Here is an 18,400-nt window from a genome sequence, read left to right on the forward strand (position 1 = left end):
GGGCGTGTCGCAAATTCTTTTGGTTAACTAGCTGTTGACCACAACGGTGGAAATTCAGCTCCCGATGTAGCGGAGCGTAGCCATGATTCTGAATGCCATTGCCGAAAAGCTGAAGCGCCAGTCGAAGGACGATTTCAAAGGGCGGCATTTCGAGGCATGGCTGATCGTGCAGGCAGTGACATGGTATCTACGGTATCCGCTCAGCTACAGAGATCTCGAGGAGATGTTCCGCGAGCGCGGCTTCGAGGTCGACCATAGTACAATCAACCGCTGGGTCCTCGCCTATGCACCTGTAATCGAGAAGCGCCTACGCCAGTTTCGCCGACCGCATTGTGGCTCAGTCAGGATTGACGAGACCTACGTCAAGATCCGGGGCAAGTGGCGATACCTGTACCGCGCCATCGACAAGCACGGAAACCCGGTCGACTTCTTGCTCACCGCGAAGCGCGATCTCGACGCCGCCAAGCGCTTCTTCCGTAAGATGCTCAAGGATGAGCCGCTACTATCGCCGGGTAAGATCGGTACAGATGGCGCTAACACGTTTCCTTCAACGATCAAAACAGCCATCGATGACGGGCTCCTGCATCCGAGCCCGGTACATTATGTCACGAAGCATCTCCAGCAAGGCATCGAGAGCGACCACTTCCGGGTCAAGAAGAACATGCCCAAGATCGGCTGCTTCCAGTCATTCAAAACGGCGCGCCGGACGATCGCTGGGTTCGAAGCGATGTTGTGGCTGCGCAAAGGCTTCGGATTTTCCGGCGACTGGACAATCAACGACCAGAATGACCTGCTCGGGCGCCTCTTCGGACTTCAAAAGGTTAACAAAGCGTGAAAATGCCACCGTTCGCGGGGTAGTCTCAGCCTACTGCAAGGTTTGCGACAAGCCCNTCAAAAGGTTAACAAAGCGTGAAAATGCCACCGTTCGCGGGGTAGTCTCAGCCTACTGCAAGGTTTGCGACAAGCCCGATCGTCGTCATGGGCGGCACGCAGGCGTTCGAGCCGGGCGATGTCGGCTTCAAGACCGGCCTTCTGCATCAGACGTTCATCACCACTGGCAATGGCTTTCGCCATGGCGAACTGGTTGGCCTGACCTTCGTTCAGATCCTCCAGCCGGCGGATCGAGGTATCGCCACTGAGGGCCGCTGCAATGAACCTCGCCTTGCGTTCGTTCAGCTGCCACATGGTCGCATCCAGACTGCCTTGTGTGGCATAGGCAAAAATATCGACCTCGTCATGCTGGTTGCCCTGACGGACGATCCGGCCCTCGCGCTGCTCGATCTGCGAGGGGAGCCATGGCACATCAAGGTGATGCAGGGCCTTCAACCTCAATTGCGCATTGACGCCGGTGCCCATCGTCTCGGAACTACCAATGAGAAACCGGACCTTTCCTGCCCTCACATCGCTGAACAAACGCTGCTTGGCCTCGGTCTTCTTGTAATCCTGCATGAAGGCGATTTCCGATGCGGGAACACCTATGCGGATGAGTTCATCCCTGATCCAGCGATAGGCGGAGAAGCCGCGTGTCTTCTCGACATTGATCGTGCCGAGATCGGAAAAGATCATCTGGGCAGCACCAGGAAGCTCGTAAGGCTTGCCGTCCGGGCGGATATAGCTGTCTTCCGACGTCTCCTGCCAGATACGATGGGCGTTACGAACCAAGAGATTGAGCTTGTTGTCCGGCTCGTCATCCATGGCCGGCATGACGAGACGCAGATCGATCGCCGCATGACGGCCGTCGGTGATGACCGAGAGCAGGATGTCGTCGCCGGGCTTCGCCGGTCCCTCGCGCTGTTCGATCGCCTTGATGCGGGTTTCCAGAATCCGCTGGTAGGTCTTGAAAGAGGCCGTCGGCGTGGCGGTCAGGATCTGCCGCTTGCCGGTGGCGATGTCAGGGACTTTCACATATTGCCGCAAATCCTCCGGCATCACCACATCGGCGAAGGCGCGGAACATGGCGATCAGTTCGGGGACGTTGACGAAGGAGGCAAAACGGCTGACCGGCTTGTATTTGCCGGAGGGCTGAAGCTCCAGTTCCGTCTTCTCGTCACCAAAATTCGATGCCCAGGCGTCGAACTCGTGCAGACCGCGCTCATGCAGCGCCTCGTATCCAAGCAGGCGCTGGATCGAGAACATTTCTCCGAGTGTGTTGGTAATCGGGGTCCCAGAGGCGAGCACCAGCGCGCGGCCGGGATTCTTCGTCTCGATATAGCGGGACTTCACATAGAGATCCCACGCCTTCTGGGAACCGTTCGGATCGATGCCCTTCAGCGTGCTCATGTTGGTGGCGAAGCTGAGTTTGCGAAACTCCTGTGCCTCATCGACGACGATCTGGTCAACACCGATCTCCGAGATGGTCAGGAGATCGTCTTTGCGGGTGGACAGCGATTCCAGCCGTTCCTGCAAACCCTCCTTCAGTCGCTCGAGCCGCTTGCGTGAAACACGGTCGTCGTCCTCGACCCTGATGAGCATATCCTCATAGAGTTGCAGCTCGTCATGAATCATCTGTTGTTCGAAGGCCGAGGGCACGCCGATGAACCGGAATGCGCTGTGGGTGATGATGATCGCGTCCCAGACCGCGGTCGCGGCCCGGCTCAAAAACCGGGCGCGCTTGTCTTTGGTGAAATTGGTCTCATCGGCGACAAGAATGTTCGCCGACGGATAGAGCGCCAGAAACTCCCTTGCTGCCTGCGCCAGGCAATGGCCGGGAACGACGAGCATGGCCTTGGCGATCAGGCCAAGCCGTTTCTGCTCCATGATGGCGGCCGCCATGGTCATGGTTTTGCCAGCGCCGACGGCATGGGCCAGATAGGTGGAGCCGGAGGAAATAATCCTCCAGATACCACGTTTCTGATGCCCATAAAGCGTAAAGGCGCCAGAGGCGCCCGGTAGCTGCAAATGCGAGCCATCGAATTTACGCGGCGCGATATTGTTGAAGCGGTCATTATAGACCCGCGCCAGCCGGTCGGTGCGATCCGGATCGGTCCAGACCCAGTTCTGGAACGCTTCCTTCAGCCGCTGCAGCTTGTCGCGAGCGGCTTCCGTATCGACGACATTCAGCACCCGGCGCTCGCCGCCCACATCCTTGATCGTGTCGAATATCTGCGGCACGCGCGAGTTCAGCGCGTCGGCCAGCAATTCGCCGGCATGGCGGCGGCTGGTGCCCCATTCCGATGTGCCGACGGCCGAATATCCGAGCTGCCGGGCTTCGACCGTCCAGGAACCGAGTTCAGGCATATGATGGATGCGGATCTCCGTGTTCATCGTCTCACGCACGAAGGCGACGACATCGGCGGCCGGGATCCACGGTGCGCCGAGACGTGCGGTAATATCCGACGGGCGCAGATCGGCGGGCTGGACCTCCTGCAGCGCCACAACATTCCGCCGGTAGGTCAGGTCGAGGTCTGCAGCCGCTTCCGCTGCGGCAAGCTTCGTGCGAACCGGGCCGGAGAGATAGGCGTCAGAAGTCTGCCATGACCCATCGGCCGGATCGCGAAAGATGGCGTCACCCAGATCGGCGATCACCGCGTCCGGATCACGATGCAGCAGTTCGGCGATATGATCGATATCGACGCGGCCGCGCTCGTTGAGCACGACGGCCAGGCCATCGGCGGCTGATGTCACCACCGGCGGCGCGGGCGGCGAAACCACCTGTTCGGAAAAGACCGGGCCGGGGCGAGCGGTATCGGTTTCGAGATTATAGTCCTCGATGGAGGCCACCAGCCAGCAATCAGGATCGTCGCGGAAGGGCTGAAGGTTTGGCTGACGATGGGTTTCCTTCACCTCACCCGTCTCGGCGTCTTCGGTGATCGAGACCGTCGTGTGGTTGATCGGGCCGAAATCGCGGACAAAGCTCGACCAGGCGATGCGCAGGCGGACCTGAAGATCACGCCACGGACGATCCTGCTCCTGCGCTTTCAGCACTTCGCGTACCGCATCGCGGACCGGGATCAGCTTGCTGATGATCCGGACATGCTTCTCCGGCAGGCATTCGCCTGATCCACCTTCACCACCACGGCCATTGCGGACCTTGATCTCGACGGGAGCGCCGTCAACCATCTGCATCAGGCCGCGTTTGGTATCCACGAAAAAGCTGCCCTCCCGCACCTTCGAACTGCCGGGGCGCAGATCGACGATCTCGCCGAGTTCGTCTTCCAGATCGATGTCGATCTCAGTCGGCTCGCCGTCATAGAAATCTTCCGGGAGGAGGGAGATGGCCGCCTTCAACGCGGTTTCGAGATCGACACCAGCGCGGGGACGGCATGTATAGGTTTCGCCGAAGGGACCAGATGTCAGAGCATGATCGCCGAGCACGAAACCCGGATGGCGGGCGAACCAGCGATTGATCCGGATGGCGCCCTCGTCTTCCGCCACCGCACGAACCTCATCGACATCGAGCCAGGTCTGGTCACCTTCCGCCTCTCCGGCCTTGCGCTTGCGGAAGAACAGGAGATCGACCACGACGTCCGTGCCGGCGTCACGGCGGAAGCTGCCCTCCGGCAACCTGATGGCGGCAATCAGGTCGGCCGCCTTCGCGATATGCTCGCGGGCGGTGACATCCGCCTTGTCCATCGTTCCGGAACTGGTGACGAAGGCGGCAAGGGCGCCGGGCTTCAGCAGATCGATCGACCGGGCAATGAAGTAATCGTGCAGGCGCAGGCCAAGCGACCGATAGTTTCGGTCGGAGCGCACGGTTCGATCCGAGAACGGCGGGTTCCCGATCACCAGATCGTAAATCGGCGCCAGATCGGTGCGGGCGAAGTCGCCCTCGATGATCCTCGCCTTCGGCTGAAGAAGCCTGACGATGCGGGCGGTGACAGGATCGAGTTCGACACCGGTTACGTAGGCGGCGTCGCGGAAAGCGTCCGGCATCAACGCCGGAAACAGGCCCGTGCCGATCCCCGGCTCCAGCACCCGGCCGCCGCGCCAGCCCAAACGCTGCAATCCGGCCCAGATCGCGCGGATAATGAACTCCGGCGTGAAATGCGCATATTGGGTGCAACGAGACAGGCTGGCGTAATCGCTCTGGGACACGGCCGTTTCGAGAGATGAGCCTAGGCCGGAGTATCTTCTGAGCCAACTCCTCGAATGCGAGGAGTGCGGCGGCCCCTACGCGATTTCCGGCAAGGATCGCTATAGCTGCACCAACCGCAAGAAACGCCTGCCGATCGACGAGCTTGGCGGCGCATGCTGCAGCAACAGCAAGACCATCATTCGTCAGGAACTGGAGTGCCGCGTGTTGGACTGCCTGCCCGCAGCCTTCTTTGCCGGAGGCATCTTCGACACGCTATCCGAACAGATCATCGCCCACGAGACGGCAAAACTCAAACGTCCGCTGGCCGACCGCGATCAGATGAAGCGCAAGCTCTTGGAGCTCGAGGGCAAGCAGCAGAACATCATCCAGCAGATCAGTGACCGTGCGGCCGAGGGCCGTCCTCGCCTGCCGGCACTCGACGACACGCTCGACCGGCTCGAAGTCGAGCGACAGACGCTGGAGAAGGAGATCGCCAGTTTCACGGAAACCGGCCCGGACATGACTGCCAAGATCGAGCAATTGGGTCGGCGCCATAATCCGCAGGAAACAGAGATGGCGATGCGGCAGTTCATGCGGATGGCGCGCAAGGGCACGGATGAAGATGCAAAGCGCGCGCTGATGCCGATCGTCCGCCAGCTCGTTCAGAAGGTTGTCATCGGTAAGACACCAGGCCATCAGCCGGCGAGCCTGCAGGTTCATGGCTTGATCGCCGCAATCCTCACCCAGATGGATGTGTTCGACTACATGAGTAGCCGCTTTATGTCGGAGGTCCACGAGGATTTCATGGAACGCGTGGAAGCCGGCGATATCGACAGTGAAGAGAAGAAGGAGATGATGCTCGACATTTACCGCGAGGAATTTCTCGAGCGGCTTCCCGAATGGGAGAATTTACAAATGTCGGTGGTTGCGGGGGCAGCTGCCATATTATCCCGAAAGTCTCTTGTTTTTCAATCCACTAGAAATCCACCGTCGTCCATAATACCCACAAGAATACCCGCATCACATTGTCGTTATTTTGGTGAAAGCCACCGCGTTCTGCCAAACTCCAGACTATTCCGCCGGCGGGGTCCCATTCTCCTTCACCACCCACTTTCCTTTTCCAACACTCCGAATGTGCATCGCTCCCGAAGCTGCCGACCTGGCTGGGGTGCCGACCTTTCTCGTAGATTTCGAATTAACCGCACTCTGCTACACATCGGCCGTCCGCGTTTTTCCTCCCGAGCCCGAGCCGCTTCGCCGCTTGCCGGCGTTGTTCGGAATATCCTGGGCTACCATCGGACAATCGCTCGGCCGCTTGAACCGGAAGCGGTACTCCTCTGATGTAAGCCCGTATCGCCAGATGCCGTTTCAGGCTCTTGCAGGGCCTGCCTTGGAGAAGGCCAATGTGATCACGCGACTCCAGACTTGTCTTAACGGAGACGGTTGGCACGTACTCGGGTTCCGGCGGCGCCTCAGGCTTTGCATCCTCCGACGGAGCCGCCTTCGTCGTCCGAATCATATTGGCAAGCTCGCTGCCTGGCACGGCATTGTTTCTAACATAGGCGCTCAAAGCTGAACCGTTAGGACCGCAAGATCGGGCTTCACAGCCTCGCTCATGTCGATGCCCTTGTTTACGCCCTGCGACAACTGAACTTCATCAGGCACTTCCCAGTCTGAAATAGAAAGACGAGGTGCGGAATCTGGGAAAATTTCCAACGAATGTCAAAGGCATTTCACCAGCGAGACCTTCGGGCTTTTTTAGACAGTGCCGGAACTTGGCTTCCGCATTGATATCGACTACAGCAACTCTGGCAGGATCGCCGCAGTAAAGGCATATTCCCAAATTGCGGCCTATGCCTCCCTCGCGGGCCCGGCACACTCAGGCGGGTGCTGTATCCTCGCTCTCGCCACTGTCCGATTTAAGAGCTCCCGCTCTCCGACGGTGAACTCACTTTCCAGCTTTGGCGGAAAAATTTCGAATATCACATGAAACCTGAAATCGATCCGTGCGTTTACGCCACGAAGACGCAAAGCGCGCGAGAAAGCCTTCGGACAGTCCGGCTTTCTCCTGCATGTTGCAAGAACGCGGGACACAAGATTTGTTCATACCCTATACGGAAACGACCGAGACGCTCCAGCCGGATGAAGAACGCATCGTCCGTGACATCGTCTCCCATATGGCGGCGGCGCAGGCTCGCAACGCCGAGCGTCATCGGCACGCCCATCGCGACGCGCACGCCAAGAGCCATGCGGTCCTCAAGGGGCGGATGGCGGTGCATGACGGGCTGGTACCTGAACTGGCACAGGGGATTTTCGCCGCCCCGCGCGAATACGAGGTGGTGGCACGGCTGTCCTCGGCGCCCGGCGATATCCATAGTGACTCCATTCCCGAACCGCGCGGCTTCGCGATCAAGATCATCGGTGTTGAGGGCGAACGTCTCGTGCCCGAGCTTGGCGGCGCCAATCAGGATTTTCTGATGGTGAACTTTCCCATCCTCGCCTTCGGAACCGTGCAGAAATACAAAAAGATGCTCACGCTTCTCGAACGCAGGGCGCAAGCGCCCGAGGCGGTGCAGAAAGCCACGGCCGCCACCGCACGCGGAGTGCGGGGTCTCGTCAAGGCCGTGGGCGCGACGCCCGGCGCAACGCTCCAGGGCCTCGCCCGCGACCGGGCGCATGTGCTGGGCGAGACCTTCCACACCCAGGCCGCGATCCGCTACGGCGACTACATCGCCAAGCTGTCGCTAGCGCCGCAGGGCGAGGTCGCGGTGCTGACCGGGCAAGAGGTCGGCGACGGCTTCTCGGCGATGGCCGATGCGGTGGCGGCGCATTTCGCACGCGCCGGCGCGAGCTACGAACTGCGCGCCCAGCTTTGCACCGATGCCGAAAACATGCCGGTCGAGGACGCCGCCATCCTGTGGGATCCCGACGCCTCGCCGCATGTACCGATCGCGACCCTGCAGTTCGAGCCGCAGGACGTGCTGTCGCCGGCCCGGCGAGTCCACGGCGACGACCATCTGGCCTTCAATCCCTGGAACGGCGTGGCTGCGCATCGTCCGCTGGGCTCGATCATGCGCGTGCGCAAGGCGGCCTATGAATCCTCTTCCGCGCAGCGACACCGGCTGAATGCCGTGCCGCGCGCCGAGCCATCGGCACTGGCCGATATTCCCGACTGACCGACACATTCGACCAAGCAGGAGACCCCACTCATGTCGAACGATACCAAAGACCCGCGTCTGGGCGACGAGTCCCGGCTCGCCGAGTTCCGCCGCATCGCCAGGGAGATCGCGGCGGACGCGCCGACGCTGGCCCAGATCAAGATCAACAGTCTGATCCGCGACCACAATCCGCTGTTCGAAGGTAGCTCGAAATCCGCAGGGCGCGCCGGGCGGCAGTCGGGCAATGTTTCGGAACTGACGGCGATCGCCGATCTCAAGCCCGGCGGAGCCGATCGCCTGCGCCGTCTCTTCAACCTGACGAACGGAAATTTCGATGGTGCACAAAGGGTCTCGACCCTGCACAACATGCGCTTCGTCTTTTTCGACAACGATACGCGTATCATCTTTGCCACCGCCTATGACGGCGACTGGGACACCTATATCAACGATTTCGCGACCAAGATCCCGGAACTGATGGACCTGCTCTTCGCCAATGTCGAAGGCTGGCCCGGCATCACCTCACCCAAGGTGAAGGATTTCATCGCCGGACACCAGATCGACGCGGCGGGCTGGTTCGTTGCCAATCCGCAGGTGAGCGTCGTGGATGTGCGCCGCTACCAGCGGATGGACAAGGCAGTAGAGGAATTCCTCGACGCCATGTCGGCCAATGCCGAAATGGACGCGACGACGCACAAGGCGCTCGCGAAGCTGTCCGAAGCCATCGCCGTTCCGCAGGGGGTCGATTACTGATGAGCTTCTTCAAACACCTGAAAGACCGTTTCCGTCGCGACCGGGTCACGCTCCAGCTCGACGATATCCAGGCCCTGATCCTGCGCTCGCGACCCGAGCCCTATGTGGGCATCCATGCGATGCTGCATGTGGACGAGGCGGAGGGCGGGCGCGACCTGATCGCCCGGCTGGCTGAATATATTCCCTCGGCCAGCGACTGGGCCGACGATCTCAGCGCCTGGACCGGCGTCGCGATCAGCCATGCCGGGCTTAAGGCGCTCGGCCTGCCCGAGGACTCTTTGGCCTCCTTCCCGCTAGCCTTCCGGCAGGGCATGGCGGGGCGCGCGACCCAGCTTCATGATTTCGGCGAAAACGCGCCCGAGACCTGGGAGGACGCCTACAGGAACGACACCTGCCACATCGCGCTGACGATCTATGCCGCAGACAAGCCCGCGCTGGATGTTGCCGTGGAAAAGGCGATGGCCGAGTTCGACGCCTCGACCGGCGTCACGCTCGTGGGCACGCATGAGTTCGGCGCCGACGAGGATGCCGAAAACCCGTTCGGCTTTCGCGATTCCATCTCGCAGCCGACGGTGGCGGGCGCCGGTGTCGATCCGCAGCCGGGGCAGGAGCGCGCCATCGCCGCCGGGGAATTCGTTCTGGGCGAAAACAGCGAGACCGGCGAGCCCATCTCGATGCCTTCGCCCGATCCTCTGGGGCGAAACGGCTCCTTCGTCGTGCTGCGCAAATATGACAGCCGCGTCGGCGCCTTCAACGAGTTTCTGCGTGCACAGACGGGGGACGCAGAGGCGCAGCATGCCTTGGCCGCCAAGATGTTCGGCCGCTGGCGTTCGGGCGCGCCGCTGCCACTATCACCGGCCAGGGACGATCCGGACCTTGGCGCGGACCGGCAGCGCAACAACGATTTCGATTTCAAGGGTGACGTAAGGGGGTTCGTTTGTCCGCATTCCAGTCATATGCGCCGCATGAACCCGCGCGGCGGCGACTTGACCATCCTGACAGACGAGAACATCCACCGCATCATCCGGCGATCCTCGACCTTCGGTCCGAAATGGACACCGGACGTGACGGCGGCGGAAGACAGGCCGGACGAACGCGGCCTGTTCTTCATCTTCATCAGCGCGCGGGCCTATGACACGGTGGAGTTCCTGCAACAGGAGTGGATCAACCGCGGCAACTTCATCGACCTCGGCACCGAGCCAGATCCGATTGTCGGTCTGCATGAGGAGCCGGGCAGGTTCACCATTCCGGCCGATCCGGTGCGCCGCCGCATCGACGGGGTGACAACCTTCAACCGTCTGCGAGGAGGCGAATACATGTTCATGCCCTCCCTGACGGCCCTGCGCTGGATCGGAAGCGAGGGCTGGGCCGGTTGAATACGGATGCAGGAGCGGGGGGGCCTTGCTCCGGCATCCCGTTCCGGCAGGTTATTTCCCGTAGACGTAGAACCCCTCTCCAGAGGCGACGCCCATCTTTCCCTTGTCGATATAGTTTTCCTTCAGATAGCGGGCGAAGGCCTGCGCTTTCGGATCGCCGTTCGAGGAGATATACCAGGCGGTACCGAGACCGACGATGTCGTAGATCTCGAACGGCCCTTTCGGCGCGCCGGTGGCGATCTTCCATGTCCTGTCGATGGCCTGCGGATCGGCGATGCCGTCGACCAGAAGCCCGGAAGCGGCGGACAGAAACGGCACCAGCAGCGAGTTCAGCACATAGCCCGCTTTCTCCTTGCGGATCTCGATCGGAACCATGCCGATGGCGCGGGCGAAGGCGACCACCTGTTCGTAGACGGCGGGATCGGTCCCGGCATGGCCCATGACCTCGGCCACGTTGTGCTTCCATATCTCGTTGGCGAAATGCAGCGCGAGGAAGCGCTCGGGGCGGCCGGTCGATCCCGCCATGGCGCTGGGCAGGAGCGTCGAGGAATTGGTGACGAAGATCGTGCGCGGCGGAGCGGCGGCTCCGAGACGGGCGTAGACCTGCCGCTTCAGCTCCAGCTTCTCGGGAATCGCTTCGATCACCAGATCGGCGGCCCCGGCGGCGGCCTCAAGATCGTCCGTCCAGGCGATGCGCGCCTTCGCGGCCTCGGCCGAGGCCCCGTCCGCGCCAGGAATATCTTCCAGCAAGCGCAGGGCGAAGGCGTCAACCAGCCCCCTCCCCTTTGCCAGCGCGGCCTCATCGATGTCGTAGGCGATGACGGAAAATCCGTGCCAGGCGGCCTGAAGCGCGATCTGCGCCCCGAGGATACCGGTTCCGAGCACGGTGACAGTGGCTATGGTCATGGACGTTTCTCCTGCGGATGATGCGGCCGGCAGACGGCGCCCGGATATCGGCGGCAGCCGCCCGTCAGGCCGGGCAGCCGGTGATGGCGCGGAAGAAGGCGAGCAGGATGCGGTCGCGCGGCAGGGAATCCGGCACGCTGCCCTGCACGATCAGCCCCGCCCACAATGCGTAGAGCCCGATGGCGATCTGCCGCGGCTCCATCGCCGGTTTCAACCGATGAAGGCGGATCAGATCCTCCAAAAGCAGGGTGAATTCGCCGTGGCAGGCGGCCTTGTATTCGTTGTAGCGGCTGGCGAAGGCGGCATCGCGCTGCGCATGAAGCTGCAACTCGATCGAAAGAAGCGACCATTGCGGCTCGGCCGCCAGTTCGGCCAGCCTCGCCGCCAGCCGCGTCATCGCGGCATCGAGATCGCCCCGGTCGGTCCCGGCAAGAATGTCGCGCAGAAAGGCCACCTCGCTCTGGACATGCATCTGCATGATTTCCAGAAGCAGATCCTCCTTCGTGCTGAAGTTGGAATAGAATGCGCCCTGGGTATGGCACGCGGCCTCGCAGATATGCCGGATCGAGGCGGCGGCCAGCCCTTCCGAGGCGATCGAGGCGTTCGCGGCGGCGATCAGGCGCCGGCGTGTCTGTTCCTGAGCTTCCTTGCGTGTCAAGCGCATGATGGCACCCTTGCCTGTTTCTGATTGCGGCACGCCGCCCCTGCGGGGACGGCGTGCCGTTGCCGTTCAGTCGCGTTTTCCGCGCACCGTCTCGCGGAACCGCTCAATCCAGCCGAACACCGTCGCCACGGCCTGCCCGCCCTTGCCGAGAAGATTGGACAACTCGCTTTCGGCATGCTCCAGCGTCGTCTCCTCCTTCTCCGGCAACGGCGGCAGGATATGGGCGTAATAGGTCTTGTCGAGCAGCCGGTGCAAGAGCCGCTCGCCGGGGAAGGGTTCGTTGCTGTTGAGCGCCCGCGCTCCTTTCAGGATATTGCGGATGTCGTATTGCGTCGGGCTGATGTCGGCCACCTGCTTGGGCAGACCTAGCAGGGTATAGACGCCTATGCGCGCGGTGCGGACCGAACTTTCCATCGTGAAGATGATGTCGTTCGAGGTTTCGACGAACTGGCCGAGCAAAGCCAGGTTGGTGCAGCCTTCCGGCACGACATGCGGCCTGTCTCCCGCCGCGCGCGGCATGAACTGCGCTGTGATATAGGGCATCAGCGCCAGCCGCACCTTGGTGTTGGCCGCGATCTCGTCGATCTGCCCGACGATGCCGAGGTGATAGCAGAGCTCCGTCAGAACCTCGCGCCCGTTGCAGGCAGGCATCGGTTTCTTGACGTAATTGCCGTCCTTGTCCATCAAAAGCGCATAGACCCACAGCACCAGCACGTCACCCGGCTGGTCCGGAAAATGCGGCTGGCGGTTGCAGGTGACGCTCAGCACCCAGTTGGAATCGGTGAAGGTGATGATGCCGCCGGTGACCGTTTTGCCCGAATAGGGATCGTTGACCGAAAGCTCCTTGAGCTTGTCGACGAGCGGCGACGGTTTGCAGGTGAGCGTCGCCGATTCCCACATCGAGCCGTCGACATTGCCGTAGAATTTTTCAGGCTTGCCGAAGACCGGCGATTTCCTCGCCAGGTTCTTCCACAGCGTCCAGTCGCTGTCCTCGCCCGGCTCCGCCTTGCCGCGTTCAAGCACGGGCGCGGTGTCCATGTCGCCATAAGCGGTGCCCTCGGTCATCGAGCCGGTCAGCGCGAAGACCACGTCATCGGGGCCGAGATCGATCACCTCGTCCCGGCCATCGACCTTGCAGCGGATGGCGGTCACCGTCCGCTTGCCCTCCGCTTCGGTCATGTCGAGATCGTAGGCGCGGGTGTCGAACTGCACCTTCACGCCCTTTTCCTTCAAAAGGCGGATGAGCGGCACGACGAAACTGTCATACTGGTTGTATTTCGGGAAGACCAGCGCCGACATGTCCGTCAGGCCGTCGATGGCGTCGAGGAAACGGTGCATGTAGAGCTTCACCTCGAGCAGGCTCTGCCAGTTCTCGAAGGCGAACATCGACCGCCACAGATACCAGAAATTGGTCTGCAGGAAGCTTTCGCTGAAATAGTCCTCGATGGTGATGTCGTCGAGGTCCTCCTTGCGCTTCAGGAGCAGCTTGACGATCTCCCACTGATGCGCCCTGCTGAGCCCGAGGGTCGAGAAGTCGCGGATCTCGCCCTGTTTGTGCATCAGGCGCGCTTTCGACCAGTTCGGGTCGTTGTCGTTCACCAGCCGGTATTCGTCGAGCACGCTGTAGGGCTCGGGCAGTTCCAATGCCGGCACGTCCTGGAAGACGTCCCAGAAATTGTCGTAGTTCCAGTTCATCTCGCGGCCGCCGCGAATGATATAGCCGTCCTCGGCGTTGCCCGCGCCGTCCAGCGAGCCGCCCTCGATATTCATCGTGTCGAGGATGGTGATGTCCTCGCCCTTCATGCGGCCGTCGCGCAGCATGTAGAAGGCCGCCGCGAGCCCGGCGACGCCGCTGCCGACGATCCAGGCCTTGCGCCCTTCGACCGGCGTGACCGGCAGCGGGCGGTTGCGCATGTAGGGACCCATCGTGTCGGGCGGCGGCAGCGTGTCCTGCGGGCCTTTCCGCCAGAAGGCTTCGCCCACATTGGCTTCGATCTTTATCCCCGGCTTCTGCCCGTTCGGCAGGGAGGTGGTCTTGTCGTTCATGATCGTCCTTTCCGTTTCCGCGCGCCGCAGCGCCGTTTCAGGGTACGACGTTATAAATATCACTCGAAATTCAAATATCAAATGATACTTGAATTATCTGCGCGCCCATCGGATTGTTACGGCCAGCAGCGCATATCCGATGGCCAGAACGATCTGGACCGCGACATCGTTCGCGACCGAGCGGAAATTCGCACCCATCTGGTTGACGCGGACGATAGCGGTGATCGCCGTGGTCGACGGGATCAGCAGGGAAAGCTCGCGCAAGACGGAGGGAATCTGTTCTACAGGCCAGGAAACGCCGGACAGGAAGAACAGTGGCATGCCCAGCACGACGAGGAAGAAGACGACGCCCTCCTTCCACGGGATCGACCAGGCGATGGCGAAGCCCATGGCGGTGACGGCGAAAAGGAAGGGGACGGCCACGAGGTAGAGCGTAACGATACCGCCGATGCGCGGAATACCAAGGACATAGGGCAGGAAGACGAGCGTCACCGCGATCCAGAAACAATAGAGAAGGATATAGGCCAGCGCCGCCGCAACCGGGGCCGGAGCGCGCGACGGCTGCCGGCCCGAATGTAGAATGCCGATGCCCATCAGCAGGGTCTGTTGCAGGATCAGAACGAAGGCGGCGGGGACGACGAAACTCGCATATCCGCCCTGCGGATTGAACAGCGGTGTGCTGGCAATGGTCATCGGGGCGACAAGCGCGGCCGCTTCTTCACCCGGAAGCCCGGCTGCGTTCAGGCGCTGGAACTGGATATCGGCCCCCAGACTGCGCGCGGCATCGCCCATGGCGCCCATCGCGGCATTGTAGAGCAGAAAGTAGCTTGCATCGCCGTAGCCTGCGATGGCAGAGCGCCGATCAGATAGCAGGTCTTCCTCGAAACGCGGCGGCACCACGACGATCCCGTAAGCCTGACGGGCATAAAACAGTTGCTTGGCGGCCGGCAGGTCGGCCACGATCGATACAATTTCGGCGGAATCGCTGCTGGCAACACGGCGCAGCAATTCCCGGCTGGCGGTCGACCCGTCCTGATCGACGGCGACGACGGGCACCTCGCGCACCACTTCTCCGAGATAAGGCTGAGGATAGAGGACGCAATAGATGACGATGGCGGCGATCATCGTGGACTTGGCGCCTGGATCGGCGGCGACTTGGCGCAATGCGGCGAGAATACCTGCGAACAAGGATCTCATGGCGTCTCTCCCACCGGCGGTTCCGCTTTCACCCGCACGGCGGGCCGGGCCGTTCTGCGGAACTGGAGAAGCGTCAAAAGGCCATAGACCGCCAGCAGCGCCAGCAGCCAGCCGAGGGTGGGCAGCGATATCTCCACCGGCGTCCCCCTGAGAGCCTGGTCGGTCCGCAGTTGCAGATAGGGCGTGAGCGGCAGGATCGCCCCCCATGCCACGGAAAATCCGTTCATGACGATGCGGGGAAAACTGACGCCGGCGAAGCCGAAAGCCGGACCGGTCAAAAGACCGCATAGGCCGAGCGCCGCGACCGTGTCGGCCAGCGACAGGGCCAGAAGGACGCCGAGCAGCTGGCTGGCAAGGATGAAGGCGAAGCCCGAGACGACATGCAGCAGCATGCTGCCATGAAAAGGCGCGCCGAAGAAGCCGAAGATGATGGCGTCGGCGGCAATCAGCGTCAGGCCGTAGGTGAAGGTGTAGGGCAAAAGCTTGCCCGCCGTCGCCCGCAGCGGCGTTTTTCCCAGTCGCAGGACCCGGGCAATTCCGGCCTTCGTATGCCGGTCGCGGGAAAAGGAGAGGACGGCGCCGGCGCATATGAAGATTTGCAGCACCGTCGGCATGATCGCCGCGAGCAGGAATTGCACGTAGTCGAGGGTGGGATTGAAAAGCGGGCTCTGCCGGAGCGGCACCGGAGCGGCGGCCTCGATGGCGGCTTCCCGCGTGGCGCCCCTGGCGATGCGCATTTCCACGGCCAGACCGGCGGAGAAGGTATTCAGCGCCCCGTTTATGGCGCGTGCGGCGATGCCTCCGGGCGTCATCAACTGGTTGTTGTAGAAAACCACGACTTCCGGGCGGCGGCCCAGGAGCAGATCCCGCTCCAGACCGGAGGGGATCAGGACGGCTGCATAGATCCTGCCGTCAAGAACGGCCTCTCTGCCTTCGGTCAGGTTGACCAGGCGTCCCGCAACCTCGACTTCGGGGGTCGCGTCGATCATCCGCACGATCTGCCTCGACATGCCGGTGCCGTCCTCGTCGATCACCGCCACCGGCAGGGCCGTCGGCAGCCCGGCATGGAATATAGCCGCGAGGATGAGAAACAGCAGAAGCGGAAACGGCCCGAGCATGAAGAACAGCGCCGGCCGTTCGGCGATCTGGCGCAGCTCGCGGCGGAATATGCGCCGGAAGCCGGGCGGGAGATGAGCGGCGGACACGGTCACCGCTCCAGCCGGTGGGATGCGCTCCATTCGACCAGCGCGCTCATGCCCGGACGCAGGTTCCGTTCCGCCGCCACCGGTTCGGCGCGCAGTTCGAAGGTCCGCAGGTCGAAATCGCCGGTCGCTTTCGTCGCCCGCCAGTTGGCGAAGCTTCCAAGCGCGTTGATCGCGGTGATCTTCGCCTCCACCAGCCGGTTCCCGAGGGCGGGAACGCGGACCTGAAGGGTCCGCCCGATCTCAAGCCCGTCGAGCAGGTCTTCGCGCACATTGAAGGTGAACCAGGCCCGGTCGACGTCGACAATGGATATCACCGGCGCACCGGCGCTGAAGAGCTTGCCCGGCTCGGCCATACGCGCCGTCACCTGTCCGTCGATGGGGGAACGGATCGTCAGTTCGGCGATATCGGCCGTGGTCTGGGCGACGGACGCCTCCGCCTGCCTGACCTGCGCCTCCGCGACCGCCTTCTGCTCCACGCTGTTGCCGTTTTCCGCCAGATGCAGGTTCGCTTCCGCCGCCTCGCGTGCGCGCAACGCCGCGTCCAGGCTATTGGAGGCCTGGTCGACCGCCTGCTGCGACGTGACCGACCGGTCGAGCAGGCCGGACAGGCGGTCGTAGGTGCGTTGGGCCAGAACGACATCCGCCTCGGCCTTGGAAAGCTCCGCCCTGCGCGCGGCGATGGTTTCGGGACGCGTCGAGAAGGTCAGCTCGCGGTTGGAGCGGGCGACGGCGAGGCTGGCTTCGGCCGTGTCGAGACCGGCCTTCAACTGCGGGCTGTCGAGTTCGACAAGCAGTTGCCCGGCCGTCACGCGATCGCCGAAACTGACCGGCGCGGAGGAAACCCGCCCCGCGACCTTGGTCGCCAGGTCGATCCGCGTCGCCTCCACCTCCCCCTGCACGAGCAGCGTGCGCGGCCGCTCCACCGACCAGGCGACATAAGCTCCCACCCCTGCCGCCAGAATGGCGGCGACTGCTACGGCCTTGCGTGCGGACATGCTCCGGTTCCCGATCTTGACTCGAATCCTGCTTGCGATAATTTGGAAAATAGAAATTTTCCGAATAGAGCAGATGACGCAAAAACTGACGGGAGTCAAGATCGTGGACGACAACAAGGCGAAACGCCGTGGGCGGGGTCGGCCGCCGGCTCGCAGCGCCGAGGAGACGGCCGGCGTGATCGTCGAAGCGGCGATCACCGAATTCCTGACGTCCGGATACGCCCAGACGAGCGTGGAGGCGGTGGCGCGCAGGGTGGGCATTTCCACGCGCACGCTTTACAGGCTGGTCGAAAACAAGGCGGCGCTGTTTCGCATGGCGGCCGAAAGCCGGATCGAGGCGAGCCTCGCTTCGCCGGATACGGCCGGGACGGCGCAATCGGGCGTGGAGGAGCAGCTCGCGCAGATCGTTCTGGGTTATGCGCGGCTGTTTCTTAGCGAGGAAGCGGCCAGGACAGCCCGGCTGGTCATGGCCGAAATGGATCAATTCCCGGAAGTCGGGGCCAGCTATCGGGAAATGGCCCTTAAGGTGTCCGATACGCTCGAAGCGCACATAAGGCGGCTTGCCGCCGCCGGAAAGATCGCCTGCCCCGAGCCGGCGCTGGCCGCCGATCTGCTCAGGGGCATGATCATCGGTCCGCAAAGGCAGATGCTGCTGGGGTTGAGGCCGCCCATGGGAGCCGTGGAACTGGAGGCATGGGCCGCCTCCTGCGTCCGCATGTTCCTTTACGGGTGCACGAGACTTTGAGGAGGCTGCCGCTACCCGCCCGAAATGGTCGGCGTCGATGCGCTGCCAAAACGGCAGGCCCGGCCGGGTGCAACGGTCGCCTTGTGAGATCGCCCCTGAATTCACGCAACGAACATTGAGATAATCAGCGCGTTGGCGATATCGATGAAAAAGCCGCAGACCAGCGGCACGATGATGAAAGCCCTGTGAGCAGGACCGTGGCGTTGGGCCACGGCGGCCATGTTTGCCATCGCCGTGGCAGTCGAACCCAACGCGATGCCGCCAAAGGGTGGCGTCGCCTTAACCGCCTGTTTTAGCCGACTTGATATTCGGATTGTCATGACCGAATTCCCTGCCGCCCACTT

At 62.3% G+C, this 18,400-nt stretch carries 13 protein-coding genes and 2 pseudogenes; 5 read left to right on the forward strand and 10 right to left on the reverse strand.

All coding sequences use genetic code 11. From position 1 onward, the window contains the following. Window positions 1–82: 82 nt before the first annotated feature. A complete protein-coding gene (locus tag AKG12_RS27855; protein WP_035228067.1) occupies window positions 83–835 on the forward strand; it encodes an IS6 family transposase in 753 nt (250 codons plus the stop codon). A gap of 131 nt (window positions 836–966) precedes the next feature. Here AKG12_RS27855 and AKG12_RS27860 read toward each other — a convergent pair. The 3 genes and pseudogenes from AKG12_RS27860 to AKG12_RS31340 all read right to left on the reverse strand — a co-directional run. After that, window positions 967–5,067 (reverse strand): annotated as a pseudogene (locus AKG12_RS27860) (helicase-like domain-containing protein); the annotation flags it as partial. A 220-nt stretch (window positions 5,068–5,287) separates the two neighbouring features. Continuing rightward, window positions 5,288–5,734, reverse strand: coding sequence for a hypothetical protein (locus AKG12_RS31335; RefSeq protein ID WP_082179093.1), 447 nt, complete (start codon window positions 5,732–5,734; stop codon window positions 5,288–5,290). Window positions 5,735–6,209: 475 nt separating this feature from the next. Then, a complete protein-coding gene (locus AKG12_RS31340; protein ID WP_350641024.1) occupies window positions 6,210–6,533 on the reverse strand; it encodes a MucR family transcriptional regulator in 324 nt (107 codons plus the stop codon). Window positions 6,534–7,113: 580 nt separating this feature from the next. Between AKG12_RS31340 and AKG12_RS27870 the strand changes: the two genes are divergently transcribed. From AKG12_RS27870 to AKG12_RS27880, 3 genes are read left to right on the forward strand one after another with little or no spacing between them, the layout of a single operon-like run. Next, window positions 7,114–8,190: a catalase family protein gene (locus AKG12_RS27870; protein WP_011983003.1), complete on the forward strand. Its 1,077-nt coding sequence runs from the start codon at window positions 7,114–7,116 to the stop codon at window positions 8,188–8,190. Window positions 8,191–8,223: 33 nt separating this feature from the next. Further along, window positions 8,224–8,922, forward strand: coding sequence for a hypothetical protein (locus AKG12_RS27875; RefSeq protein ID WP_011983004.1), 699 nt, complete (start codon window positions 8,224–8,226; stop codon window positions 8,920–8,922). Further along, on the forward strand, window positions 8,922–10,298 hold the full coding sequence (locus AKG12_RS27880) for a Dyp-type peroxidase (RefSeq protein WP_011983005.1): 1,377 nt from the start codon (window positions 8,922–8,924) through the stop codon (window positions 10,296–10,298). Before AKG12_RS27875 ends, AKG12_RS27880 begins: the two co-directional genes overlap by 1 nt. A gap of 51 nt (window positions 10,299–10,349) precedes the next feature. Here AKG12_RS27880 and AKG12_RS27885 read toward each other — a convergent pair whose 3' ends face one another. From AKG12_RS27885 to AKG12_RS27910, 6 genes are all read right to left on the reverse strand, one after another. Continuing rightward, window positions 10,350–11,204 carry a 3-hydroxyacyl-CoA dehydrogenase gene (locus AKG12_RS27885; RefSeq protein ID WP_011983006.1) on the reverse strand — a complete coding sequence of 285 codons (855 nt, stop codon included), beginning with the start codon at window positions 11,202–11,204 and terminating at the stop codon, window positions 10,350–10,352. 64 nt (window positions 11,205–11,268) lie between these two features. Beyond that, window positions 11,269–11,868: a TetR/AcrR family transcriptional regulator gene (locus AKG12_RS27890; RefSeq protein WP_052821316.1), complete on the reverse strand. Its 600-nt coding sequence runs from the start codon at window positions 11,866–11,868 to the stop codon at window positions 11,269–11,271. 66 nt (window positions 11,869–11,934) lie between these two features. Next, complete coding sequence (locus AKG12_RS27895; protein ID WP_052821312.1) at window positions 11,935–13,914, reverse strand: oleate hydratase; 1,980 nt, start codon at window positions 13,912–13,914, stop codon at window positions 11,935–11,937. A gap of 93 nt (window positions 13,915–14,007) precedes the next feature. Next, entirely contained in the window at window positions 14,008–15,111 is a 1,104-nt protein-coding gene (locus AKG12_RS27900; RefSeq protein WP_052821313.1) for an ABC transporter permease, read from the reverse strand. Further along, window positions 15,108–16,316 carry an ABC transporter permease gene (locus tag AKG12_RS27905; RefSeq protein WP_082179096.1) on the reverse strand — a complete coding sequence of 403 codons (1,209 nt, stop codon included), beginning with the start codon at window positions 16,314–16,316 and terminating at the stop codon, window positions 15,108–15,110. The genes AKG12_RS27900 and AKG12_RS27905 overlap by 4 nt, the downstream gene beginning before the upstream one ends. A gap of 2 nt (window positions 16,317–16,318) precedes the next feature. Next, window positions 16,319–17,311 carry an HlyD family secretion protein gene (locus AKG12_RS27910; protein ID WP_035228289.1) on the reverse strand — a complete coding sequence of 331 codons (993 nt, stop codon included), beginning with the start codon at window positions 17,309–17,311 and terminating at the stop codon, window positions 16,319–16,321. A 73-nt stretch (window positions 17,312–17,384) separates the two neighbouring features. Here AKG12_RS27910 and AKG12_RS27915 point away from each other — a divergent pair, with 73 nt between their 5' ends. Beyond that, window positions 17,385–18,056: a TetR/AcrR family transcriptional regulator gene (locus tag AKG12_RS27915; RefSeq protein WP_052821315.1), complete on the forward strand. Its 672-nt coding sequence runs from the start codon at window positions 17,385–17,387 to the stop codon at window positions 18,054–18,056. Window positions 18,057–18,157: 101 nt separating this feature from the next. Here the strand turns inward: AKG12_RS27915 and AKG12_RS29905 are convergent. After that, window positions 18,158–18,400, reverse strand: a pseudogene (locus AKG12_RS29905) (sodium/glutamate symporter); the annotation flags it as partial.

Origin of the sequence: Agrobacterium sp. SUL3, assembly GCF_001263295.1 — a bacterium.
Taxonomy (GTDB): Bacteria; Pseudomonadota; Alphaproteobacteria; order Rhizobiales; family Rhizobiaceae; genus Agrobacterium; species Agrobacterium tomkonis.